11 protein-coding genes are annotated in these 11,103 nt (G+C 69.0%); 7 read left to right on the top strand and 4 right to left on the bottom strand.

Translation table 11 applies throughout. The features are described from left to right. A partial coding sequence (locus tag K8V84_RS18245) for a DEAD/DEAH box helicase (RefSeq protein WP_304076456.1) occupies window positions 1–1,272 on the bottom strand: 1,272 nt, incomplete at its 3' end. Between the two features lie 414 nt (window positions 1,273–1,686). Here K8V84_RS18245 and rpmB point away from each other — a divergent pair. Next, complete coding sequence (gene rpmB, locus K8V84_RS18240; protein WP_013151263.1) at window positions 1,687–1,872, top strand: 50S ribosomal protein L28; 186 nt, start codon at window positions 1,687–1,689, stop codon at window positions 1,870–1,872. Between the two features lie 154 nt (window positions 1,873–2,026). Here the strand turns inward: rpmB and K8V84_RS18235 are convergent, their stop codons facing one another. Both K8V84_RS18235 and K8V84_RS18230 read right to left on the bottom strand, forming a co-directional pair. Continuing rightward, window positions 2,027–2,674, bottom strand: coding sequence for a cellulose binding domain-containing protein (locus K8V84_RS18235; protein WP_304076455.1), 648 nt, complete (start codon window positions 2,672–2,674; stop codon window positions 2,027–2,029). 141 nt (window positions 2,675–2,815) lie between these two features. After that, a complete protein-coding gene (locus K8V84_RS18230; protein ID WP_304076453.1) occupies window positions 2,816–3,811 on the bottom strand; it encodes a thiamine-phosphate kinase in 996 nt (331 codons plus the stop codon). 288 nt (window positions 3,812–4,099) lie between these two features. Here K8V84_RS18230 and K8V84_RS18225 point away from each other — a divergent pair, with 288 nt between their 5' ends. Both K8V84_RS18225 and K8V84_RS18220 read left to right on the top strand, forming a co-directional pair. After that, window positions 4,100–4,333, top strand: coding sequence for an Lrp/AsnC family transcriptional regulator (locus tag K8V84_RS18225; RefSeq protein ID WP_067601865.1), 234 nt, complete (start codon window positions 4,100–4,102; stop codon window positions 4,331–4,333). Between the two features lie 26 nt (window positions 4,334–4,359). After that, complete coding sequence (locus K8V84_RS18220) at window positions 4,360–4,839, top strand: DUF3515 domain-containing protein (protein WP_304076451.1); 480 nt, start codon at window positions 4,360–4,362, stop codon at window positions 4,837–4,839. Between the two features lie 98 nt (window positions 4,840–4,937). Here K8V84_RS18220 and K8V84_RS18215 read toward each other — a convergent pair whose 3' ends face one another. Continuing rightward, window positions 4,938–5,702, bottom strand: coding sequence for a DUF3105 domain-containing protein (locus K8V84_RS18215; RefSeq protein WP_304076449.1), 765 nt, complete (start codon window positions 5,700–5,702; stop codon window positions 4,938–4,940). Window positions 5,703–5,792: 90 nt separating this feature from the next. On the opposite strand from K8V84_RS18215, the gene K8V84_RS18210 reads away from it, so the two are divergent. The 4 genes from K8V84_RS18210 to cydD form a co-directional block, all read left to right on the top strand. Then, complete coding sequence (locus K8V84_RS18210) at window positions 5,793–6,515, top strand: DUF305 domain-containing protein (protein WP_304076447.1); 723 nt, start codon at window positions 5,793–5,795, stop codon at window positions 6,513–6,515. 284 nt (window positions 6,516–6,799) lie between these two features. Beyond that, complete coding sequence (locus tag K8V84_RS18205; RefSeq protein WP_304076445.1) at window positions 6,800–8,245, top strand: cytochrome ubiquinol oxidase subunit I; 1,446 nt, start codon at window positions 6,800–6,802, stop codon at window positions 8,243–8,245. 13 nt (window positions 8,246–8,258) lie between these two features. Then, on the top strand, window positions 8,259–9,293 hold the full coding sequence (gene cydB, locus K8V84_RS18200) for a cytochrome d ubiquinol oxidase subunit II (RefSeq protein WP_304076443.1): 1,035 nt from the start codon (window positions 8,259–8,261) through the stop codon (window positions 9,291–9,293). A 207-nt stretch (window positions 9,294–9,500) separates the two neighbouring features. Beyond that, window positions 9,501–11,103 (top strand): thiol reductant ABC exporter subunit CydD (cydD, locus tag K8V84_RS18195; RefSeq protein WP_304076442.1); only part of this gene is annotated, 1,603 nt, incomplete at its 3' end.

The raw sequence follows: 11,103 nt of genomic DNA, 5'->3' as shown, positions 1-11,103 counted from the left end.
CAGGGCGTCGCGCTGCTCCACGCCGAAGCGGTGCTGTTCGTCCACCACCACCAGACCCAGGTCGGCGAAGGACACGTGTTCCTGGAGCAGGGCGTGCGTGCCCACGACGATCCCGGCCGCGCCCGAGGCGGCGTCCAGCAACGCCTCCCGGCGAGCGGCGGCGCCCATGGATCCGGTGAGAAGCGCCACCCTGGTGGCGTGTTCGGCTCCGTCGATCTGCCCCGCCCGCCCCAGGTCGCCGAGCATGGCGCCGATGGACCGGTGGTGCTGTTGGGCGAGGACCTCGGTGGGGGCGAGCATCACGGCCTGACCCCCCGAGTCCACGACCCGCAGCATCGCACGCAGGGCCACGAGGGTCTTGCCCGCGCCCACGTCGCCCTGCAGGAGGCAGTGCATGGGGTTCGTGGCCTCCAGCCGTTCGGCCAGCGCGTCACCGACCTCGCGCTGCCCGTCGGTGAGGGTGAACGGCAGACGGGCGTCGAACGCGTCGAGGACGCCGCCGCTCGCGCCGGGGCGGGGTTTGGCGGGCAGTTCCTCGGCCTTGTGCCGACGCTGGGCCAGGGCGATCTGCACCACGAACGCCTCGTCCCACTTCAGCCTGCGCCGGGCGGGCTTGAGCTCGTCCATGTCCTCGGGCCGGTGGATACGGGTCAGGGCGTCGTGCACATCGAGCAGCCGCTGTTCGGAGCGAAGCTGCGGCGGGAGCGGGTCGGGGATGTCGACGGCGTAGTCCAGGGCGACGCCGATCGAACGGGCGATGGTGGCCGAGTCCAGGCCCTTGACCGCCGGGTAGACAGGGATGACCTCGTCGGCGTAGGCCCGCGCCGCCTCTCCGTCCAGGCCGTCCTCGTCGAGCAGTACGTACTCGGGATGGTCGAGCTGACGGCGTCCCTTGAACGTGGAGACCCGGCCGGAGAACATGGCCAGTCGCCCCGGGACCAGGGCTCCCTGGTGGTACGAACCTCGGTTGAAGAAGGTCAGGTGCAGTCGGCCGGTCCCGTCGGTGACGACGGCCTCCATCATGTCCATGCGGCGGCGCCCCTGGCGGGCCGGGATGGTCTTGCGCCGGGCGTCGAGCACCTTGGCCTGCACGGTCACGTCCTCGCCCTCGCGCAACAGGGCGAGGTCGGTCAGGTCACCGCGGCGGTCGTAGCGGCGCGGGTAGTAGCGCAACAGGTCGCCGAGGGTGTGCAGGTCGAGTTTTTCGGCCAGTGCCTTGGCCGTCCTGCCACCGAGTGGTCCCTTGCGCAGCGGCTCGTCCCAGGTGCTCACTGTCGTCCCCGTCCTGGACTCGTGCGTCGATCCACCCGCCACGTTAGACCTCGGGTGTGACGGGTGGGACCCGACGAGGCCGGTCGCCCGCGTCGGAGGTGCCGCCCGGGGTCGGGGGGAGTTGGCGAGCGGCACTCTCAACCGGGGTATACTCGTCAGAGTTCATCGCGTTTTCGCCATGCCCGTGTGGCTGATCTCGATGCTCCGGTGGTGGTGCTCCAGGCTTCGGCCGCACCTGTTCCATCGTTGCGCGAACGGGTACCGTCCAGTGGTCTTGTTCCACTTTCGGACAGTATCTTCGTGTACTCTTCCAAGGTTGGCGTCCGCGCCGGCCTGTCCGCCCGACCTCTCCCGGTCGGATGAACCTTCGCGTGCGGCGACGTGCGCGATCCCGAGCGCTTGAATGGAGTTACCGTGGCTTCCGTCTGCGACGTCTGCGGCAAGGGACCAGGGTTCGGTAACAGTGTTTCCCACTCGCACCGTCGCACCCGCCGCCGCTGGAACCCCAACATCCAGACCGTTCGCACCCGCGTGGGCGGCACGCCCAAGCGTGTGAACGCATGCACCTCGTGCATCAAGGCCGGCAAGGTGACCCGCTAGGGAACCCGCCCCTGTCTGTTTCAACGAAGGCCCTCCGGCTCCGGTCGGGGGGCCTTCGTCATGCCCGGGGCGTTCACGTCGATCGTGCGGCGGAGTGCTCTGTGGGACCTGAGTGGTCCATGTGAGTCATGGGACGCCCGGTGCGTCGGAACGCTCAGAGTTGGCAGACGTGCCCGTTGAGCGAGCATCGCGTCGGGCTCTGGGCGATCCCGACCGCGTCGAAGGTGAGCTCGGTCGACTCCCCCGGCTCCAGCGCCGCCTCGGCACCGGATCGGCCGGCCAGGATGCCGTCGTCCAGGGGTTCCCAGTCGGCGTCTCGGACGTCGGTGATCTCGGCGCTCTCGAACGCCAACGCCAGTTCCCACGCCTCCAGCGTGCTGCTGGAGGTGTTGGTGACGGTGACCTGTCCGGTGAACCCCAGGGAGGAGGACTCCAGGACCCGGTAGACGACCGTGGTGGGTTCGGTCCCGGCCTGGGTCTGGGGCCCGGAGTCGCCCTGCTCCGGGCTCGCCTCATCGGGTTCGGCGGAGGCGTCATGGCCGGGCTCGACCCCGTCCTGGGGCCCGGGCACCTCGGTCGCACCGGGGGCACCACCGAACTGCAGGTAGATCTGGGTGGTGCTGTACCCGAACAGGATCAGTCCGAGGATGACGCCGGAGACGACGAGGACGTTGAGCAACCTCGGGGGTTCGACACGTTTGGGAACCGTGCTCTCGATCAGGCCGCCGAACCTCCGCAGGGGACCGGCGTTCTCCGGTTCGCTGCGGTGGGCTCCCCGGCGAGGACCACGCCGCCTAGCCATACCGCCTCATCAACCGCCTCTCGACGCTGCTCCGCTTCCCTGCCGTGCCCTCCCGGTCCGCTTCCCGACCGGCCGCCGGCCGATGCCGGTCGCGATGGCAAAGCCTAGCGTGATCGCCAAACAGGACAAATCCAATCGGGCTCACTCCTGACGGAAATGATCCCATCCACCGCCCTCCGCCACGTCTCCGTCCACCGTGACGGCGGGACCGGTGTCCTCCCCCGAGGGGTCGGCGGTCGACGCGACGGTCCCCACCCGGTTCCAGTGTTCCGGGAGGTCGACTTCGGAGGGGAAGACCGCGGCCAACGCGTGGTCCTCCCCTCCCCGGAGCATCAGCCGGCGGGCGGCCTCTTCGACCTTCCCCGCCGCGACACCGAGTATTCCCATGGCTTCGAGGAGTGCGGGATCGGGTCGCAGCGCGTTCGAGTCCAGATCGATACACACCCCGCTGCGCGCGGCGATGTGCCCGAGGTCCTGTAGGAACCCGTCGCTGACGTCGAGCATGGCGGTGGCGCCGAGTCGGGCCGCCTCCGGGCCCGCCGCGTACGGAGGACTGGGCCTGCGGTGTTCGCCCAGGCAGGCGGCGGGGCCGTCGATCCCCCGTTCCAGCAGGGCCAGCCCCGCCGCGGACAGTCCCAGGTTCCCCGTGTAGGCGACCACGTCGCCGGGCCGGGCACCGTCGCGTCGCACCGGCGCCCTGCCCTCCAGGTCTCCCAGGGCCGTGACCGCGATGGTCAGCACGTCCGAACCCACCATGTCGCCGCCGACGACGGCTCCCCCGGCGAGCGCGCACTCGTCGCGCACGCCCGCGGTGAACTCCTCCGCCCACGCGACCGGCAGGTCGGGCGGGGCGGCGAACCCGATGAGCATGCCGGTGGGACGCGCGCCCATGGCGACCACGTCCGCGTAGTTCTGCGCCACGGCGCGGTGTCCGACGTCACGGGCGCTGGACCATTCCCGTTTGAAGTGGCGGCCCTCGACCAGCAGGTCCGTGGTCGCGACCGTTCGCCCGTCGGGCGCGGCAACGATCGCGGCGTCATCGCCGGGTCCGAGGATTACATCGTCCGTCCCGGGGAATTGGCTCGTCACACGTGTGATCAGAGCGAACTCACCCAGGCCCCCAATGGTGCTCAACACGAAGATCAGGGTACGGTGACGCTCCGGTTCAGGGGCCCATGTTCTGTTTCGTGGACCACCAGGGGCGCTCGTTCGGGCGCCTTCGGACAGTGCCCTCGAAAACCCATGAAGGTGTCGTGGGTGTCGAAGGTTCCCGACTCATTCGGTGCCGGAACAGGCCGAATCGAAGCGAAAGCCCTGAAGGACGGGGCGAGCCTCGGTGTTCGTCGTCCGTTCGTCATCGCCCGCGCCCCGGCCCGGGTGACTTCCCTCTTGGCACACACCGGCACGGCACGAAGGAGAAGACACATGGTGCAGGCGTACATCCTGGTCCAGACCGAGGTCGGCCAGGCCGCCGAGGTCGCGGAGCGCATCCGGGCGATCGACGGGGTCGAGAAGGCGAACGACGTCACGGGTCCCTACGATGTGATCGTTCAGGCCGAGGCCGACGACATCGACGCCCTGGGCACCCTCGTGGTCGCCCGCATTCAACGGCTCGACGGCATCGCCCGTACCCTGACGTGTCCCATCGTCAATATCTGAGTGTCGACCACGTCGACGGAGCGAGGATGCTTGTGCTGAAACGGTACTTGGGGACGGCCGGTGCCGTCGTCCTGCTGACTGCCGGCTGTGGACAGACAGTGCAGATGCAGCCCTTCGAAGCACAGGCGAACACCGAAGAGCCCTGCGCCGCCCTCGTCGCGGACCTTCCGGACACCCTCCTCGGTGCCGACCGCGCCACGATCCGCCCCGAGTCGAACGTGATGGCCGCCTGGGGCGACCCTCCCATCGGTCTTCGCTGCGGCGTCCCCCGCCCCTCCGGCCTGGAGAGGGACTCCGCCCTGACCGACATCGGTGAGGAGGAGGGCGAGATCGTGTCCTGGCTGGCGCAGCCGGAGGACGCTCCGACCATGTTCATCGCGGTCCACCGTGAAGCCTACGTGGAGCTGAGCGTCCCGAGCTCTTACGGCAACCCCGCCGCCGCGCTGTCCCAGGTGAGCGAGCTGATCCCGAAGCATCTGGAGGAGCGTGCCGACAGCGGCGTGTGATCCTCGACGATTCGGGGGGCGCGGACGACGGTGAATCCGTCATCGGCGCCCCCGTTCGTGTACCGCCTCGCCGAGGTCCGGGCCGAGGAGGTCCGTGGCTAATCGGACCCCTCTTCGGAGCCTTCTTCGCCACCGCCGTCGGTGGTGTCCTCGTTGTCGGGGTCGGACCCCTCATCGTCGCTGTCGGCGCCCTCGATGACCTCGGCCCGCTCTCCCTGCGCGGCGATCTGCTCCTCGACCTCGGCGGCGCTCTCGGCGATGCCGCCCGAGCAGGCGGCGCCCGGCTCGGGGACGTCCGTGCCGCGCTCGTACATCTGCACGTAACGGCTCAGGTTCTCGTCGTCGGCGGACTCCACGGCGAGCTGGCGCTCCCAGCTGGAGGCGACGATCGGGGCTTCCATCTCACCCTCGTAGGGGGTGACCAGGACGTAGTCGCCCGGGTTGTAGAAACTCTCCAGGACGTCCACCTCCTCCTGGGGCAGCTCCGGGTCGTAGTTGATCCACACGGCGCCGTGCTCCAGGGCGTGGACACCGAACTCCGGGGTGATCGGGTCGGGGTAGACCCCACAGTTCTGCCACTGCGGCCAGTGTTGGCCACCGACCGGCGGGGACTGCTCGTAGTCCACCCGCTCGCCGACGGTCACGTGGCTGTACTCGTCGATCGTGTACTCCGCGACGCCCTCGATGTCGCGGCTGCGCAGCTCCATGAAAACGGCCGTACCCAGCAGACCCAGGACCGCGGCTCCGGCCACGGAGACACCCGTGATCTTGAGGGCTTTGGCGCGCCGCTCCTTTTTGCGCTGCTCCTCACGCAACGCGGCCGCTCTGGCACGGCGCTCCTCCGCCTTCGACTTCTTGGCCACTGGGACTCCCGGGGATGCGAGTGGTCGGACAGAACTTTCCTATCCTCTACTTTGTCAGCAGAGTTGGGCGATTTGACCAAGGTGGTTCGAATGGGGCGAATGGCCGGGCCCGCCTCCGGCGACGGCGGCGACACCGAGACGGACGAGCACGAGGACGACGGTCCCTTGCCCGAGGGGTTCTCCCTCGCGTCCGAACGCACCGGGGCCACACCCTTGACACAACGGTCCACACCGCTGTGGATGTCCGTGATCCTGGTCGCGTTGGCGCTGGTCGCGGGCTTCTTCCTGGGGCGTCCCTCCTATCCGTTGGACACCGGGGCCGACGCCGGTTTCCTGCGCGACATGAGCTCGCACCACGCCCAGGCCGTGGACATGTCGATGATCGTCCTCGACAAGACCGAGGACGTGGAGCTGCACACCGTGGCCATGGACATGGCCCGCACCCAGCAGGCGCAGATCGGCATCATGCAGGGCTGGTTGTCGTCGTGGGGGTTGACCGCGCGCGCGTCCGAGCCGCCGATGACCTGGATGGAGGGCCACGATCACGGCGGTGGTGAGGGCGAGGTGCCCGAGGCCATGCCGGGGTTGGCCACCGACGAGCAGATGGTGGAGCTCGAGGAGGCCCAGGGCGAGGAGGCCGAGGTCATGTTCTTGGAGCTGATGATCGCCCATCACCTGGGCGGCATCGAGATGGCCGAGGCCGAGGTGGAGCTGGGCGGCGAGGACCTCGTGGTCCAGCTCGCCCAGGGCATGGTCGACGCACAGACGGCGGAGGTGGAGAACATGGAGAGGATGCTGGAACGGTACGAGTGACGCGTCCTCGGTGAGTGTGGCCAAGGACACCGGAGGTCACGCGGACCGGTCCCCTGCCCCCAGCCCCTCGCACCACCGATGAACTGCTCGGACACCCTCATAACCGAAGAGAACGGCACGGCGGAGCGCCCCCGAAACGGGGGCGCTCCGCCGTTTCACGCGTGTTCCGCCGGGGGGTGACGCCCGCCACGAGCTACGTTTCACAGGGGGCCTCCCCCACTACGACAACGAGTAGCACTACAGTTCGTAGTACTACCGGCGGTCGGTATATGTGAGAGGCGTACATGGAAGCTCTAGACCTGGCGCGATGGCAGTTCGGGGTCACCACGATCTACCACTTCCTGTTCGTGCCCCTGACCATCGGGCTGTCGTTCATCGTGGCCGTACTCCAGACGTTCTGGTACAAGACCGGACGTCACGAGTACCTCCAGGCGACGCAGTTCTTCGGCAAGCTGTTCCTGATCAACTTCGCCATGGGCGTGGTCACCGGGATCGTGCAGGAGTTCCAGTTCGGCATGAACTGGAGCGAGTACTCCCGCTTCGTGGGCGACGTCTTCGGCGCACCCCTGGCCATGGAGGCGCTCCTGGCCTTCTTCCTGGAGTCCACCTTCATCGGACTGTGGATCTTCGGCTGGCACCGGCTCCCGCGCGGAGTCCACCTGGCCTGCATCTGGTTGGTCGCCATCGGCACCAACCTGTCGGCCTACTTCATCCTCGCCGCCAACGCCTGGATGCGCCGCCCCGTCGGCTTCGAGGTCAACCCCGAGAACGGCCGCGCCGAACTCAACGACATCTGGGCCGTGCTCAGCAACGACCAGGCCTGGTCCACCTACCTGCACACCGTCTCGGCGGCCTTCATCACCGCAGGACTGTTCGTGGTGGCGGTCAGCGCCTTCAAGCTGTGGCGCAACATCGAGCACGAGGACACCGGAGACGTCGGTGTCACGCCGCCCAAGCGGGACTTCGCGCTGTTCCGATCCACTCTGAAGGTCGGTCTGGTCTTCACCCTCCTCGCCGGAGCACTCACGACCTTCACCGGCGATCACCAGGCCAAGCTCGCCGCAGAGTACGAACCCATGAAGCTGGCCGCCGCCGAGGCCCTCTGGGACACCGAGGAAGGTGCCGCGTTCTCCACCTTCGCGGTCGGCGACACCGAGGCCCGCTACAACCCGATCGACGTCACCATCCCCAACGTCCTCAGCTTCCTGGCCACCGGGCACTTCGACGGCGAGGTGCACGGCATGAACAACCTCCAGGAGGCCTACGAGGAGTTCTACGGGCCGGGCGACTACATCCCCAACGTGTTCGTCGTCTACTGGTCCTTCCGTCTCATGATCGGGCTGGGCCTGTTCGGTGTGGCGATCGCGGCACTGGGTCTGTGGCTCACCCGCGGACGGGAACGCATGCCCCGGACCAAGTGGTTCTACCTCGCCGGCGTCATCGCGCTGCCCGCCGCCCTGCTCGCCAACATCTTCGGCTGGGTGCTCACGGAGATGGGTCGCCAGCCCTGGACCGTCCACGGTGAGCTCCTGACCGCGAACAGCGTCTCGCCCGGGGTGAGCCTGGGAACCGTGGCGATGAGCCTGGGCATCTTCACCGCCCTCTACGGACTCCTCTTCGTGGTGGAGGTCGGGCTGCTCTGGAAGTACGTCAAGAAGGGCCCCTCCCATCTCGTTCCCGACCTGGAGAACGACGAGGACGAGTCCCAGATCCCGCACTTCAGCTACTAGGAGCAGCAAGACCATGGAACTGGCCGTCATCTGGTTCATCGCCATCGCCGTCCTGTGGATCGGCTACTTCGTCCTGGAGGGGTTCGACTTCGGGGTGGGCACCCTGCTGCCCTTCATGGGCGAGCGCAACTCCGTCGACCGCCGGGTCGCCATCAACTCGATCGGCCCGGTCTGGGACGGCAACGAGGTGTGGGTCATCACCGCGGGCGGTGCCATGTTCGCCGCCTTCCCCGCCTGGTACGCGTCCCTGTTCAGCGGGTTCTACGTGCCGCTGTTCCTCATCCTCATCGCGCTGATCCTGCGCGGCGTGGCGTTCGAGTACCGAGGCAAGCGCGATGACCCGCGCTGGCAGAACCGGTGGGACCGGGCGATCTTCTTCGGCAGCGCCGTCCCCGCGCTCCTGTGGGGCGTGGCCTTCGCCAACATCGTGCGCGGTGTGGCCATGGACGCCGACCACATCGTCACCGCGTCCCTGCTCGACCTGCTCAACCCGTACGCCCTGCTGGGCGGGCTGACGACCCTGTCGCTGTTCACCCTGCACGGCGCCGTCTTCCTGACCCTCAAGACCGACGGTCCGGTCCGGATCCGCGCCCGTCGGGCCGCGATGTACGCCGCCTGCGCCGCGGTTCCCGCCGGGGCCGGGTTCTTGCTGTGGACCCAGTTCTCCTACGGGAAGCCGTGGACCCTGCCGCTGGTCCTCATCGCCGCCGTGGCTCTGATGATCGGGGTCGTGGCGGTGTACCGCCGTATGGAGGGGTGGTCCTTCGTGGCCACCGCCGTCACCATCCTGACCGCGGTGACGGCGCTGTTCGGGTCTTTGTTCCCGGACGTGCTGCCCTCCACCACCGACCCGGCGTTCAGCCTGACCGTCACCAACGCCTCATCCGCCGACTACACGCTGACCGTCATGTCGTGGGTGGCCCTGATCGCCCTTCCGGTGGTCATCGGCTACCAGTCCTGGAGTTACTGGGTTTTCCGCAAGCGGATCACCGGCGAGCAGATCACCCCTGCGTCGGTCGGCGGAGGCGGGCCGGACAAGGCCGCCTAGTTCTCGGCCCATCGACCACCCGATCGTCCGGCGGGAACCCACCGACGTCCGTACCCCCTCCCCCGTATCGTCCAGGGGGCCGGGGGTACGGCGTTGTCCGGCCCGGCCACCGGTGATACCGGGTCGGTACCGTGGCCCATCTCCGCCCATCACCCACGGTCCCGCCCACCCGGGACCGCAACGACGACCACACGAGGTCCACCGCGCATGAAACCGCTCGATCCGCGCCTGGTCCGCACCGCGAGCGCGGTCCGCGTCCATCTGGCCGTCACCATCGTCAGCGGCGTGTTGATCACCGGCCTGATCCTCGCCCAGGCCTGGCTTCTGTCCCGCGTCATCACCGGCGCCCGGGCCGGGGACGGAATGGACGTCCTCGGGCCGCTGATCGCCCTGGTCGCCGCCGTCGCCCTGGCCCGGGCCCTGCTGTCCCACCTCGCCGAGACCTCCGCGCTGCACAGCGCCGCCCGCACCAAGTCGCAGCTGCGGCGCAGACTCATTACGCACGTGACCGGGTCGGGCAAGGTGTGGCTGGCCGAAGGCGGTGACGGACAGGACGGATCGCCCAAGGCCGGTGAACTCGTCACCCTCGCCACCCGAGGCCTCGACGCACTCGACGAGTACTTCGCGCGCTACCTGCCCCAGTTGGTGCTGTCGGCGATCGTGCCGCTCGCCGTGCTCGCCGTGGTGTTCTGGGCCGACTGGATCTCCGGGATCGTCATCCTGGTGACGTTGCCGCTCATCCCCATCTTCATGGCACTGATCGGCATGCACACCCAACAGCGCACCGACCGACAGTGGAAGCTGCTGAGCCGGCTGGGCGGCCACTTCCTCGACGTGGTGGAGGGTCTGCCGACACTGGCGGTGTTCCGTCGGGCCAAGGCCCAGGCCGCCATCATCCGCGAGGTCGGCGAGGAGCACCGCAAGGCCACCATGGGCACGCTGCGGATCGCGTTCCTGTCCGCGTTCGCCCTCGAACTGCTCGCGACCCTGGCCGTCGCCCTGGTCGCCGTCGAGGTCGGGCTGCGGCTGCTGGGCGGCCACATGGACTACCAGACCGCCCTGCTCGTGCTGATCCTGGCGCCCGAGGCGTACCTGCCGCTGCGCGAGGTGGGCGCCCGCTTCCACGCGAGCATGGAGGGGGTCGCCGCGGCCGACCAGGTGTTCACCGAACTCGACCGCCGCCGCGACGACGGACCCGAGCGGCCCTCGCCCGCCCCGACCGGGCGCCCCTCCCCCGCCACCGGCGGCGACCTGCGGCTGAGCGGGGTCGTGATGCGCTATCCCGGGCGGGACACACCCGCGCTCGCCGACCTGGACCTGACCCTCCACGCCGGTGAACACCTACTGCTCACCGGCCCCAGCGGTTCGGGCAAGACCACCCTGCTGTCCCTGCTGCTGCGCCTACGCGAACCCACCGAGGGGCGGGTCGAGGTCCGCGCCCCCGACGGCGAGTGGACACCACTGTGGGACGTGCCCGTCGAGGACTGGCGCTCCGGCATCGCGTGGGTGCCACAGCACCCCTACCTGTTCGACGTGTCGGTGGCCGACAACATCCGGCTCGGCGCCCCCGACGCCGACCTCGACCGGGTCCGGGAGGCCGCGCGGCTGGCCGAGGCCGACGGGTTCATCCGCGCCCTGCCCGACGGCTACGACACCCGGCTCGGCGAACGCGGCGCCCGCCTGTCCGCGGGACAGCGCCAACGCATCGCCCTGGCCCGCGCCATGTGCCGCGACGCCCCGCTGGTCCTGCTGGACGAACCCACCGCCCATCTGGACCCGGAGAACGCCACGGCGGTGCGCACCGCCGTGG

This window comes from Nocardiopsis listeri (assembly GCF_020741345.1).
GTDB classification, from domain to species: domain Bacteria; phylum Actinomycetota; class Actinomycetes; order Streptosporangiales; family Streptosporangiaceae; genus Nocardiopsis; species Nocardiopsis listeri_A.
The sequence above is the reverse complement of the archived record's forward strand: the minus strand, read 5'-3'. Positions and strand labels throughout refer to the sequence as shown.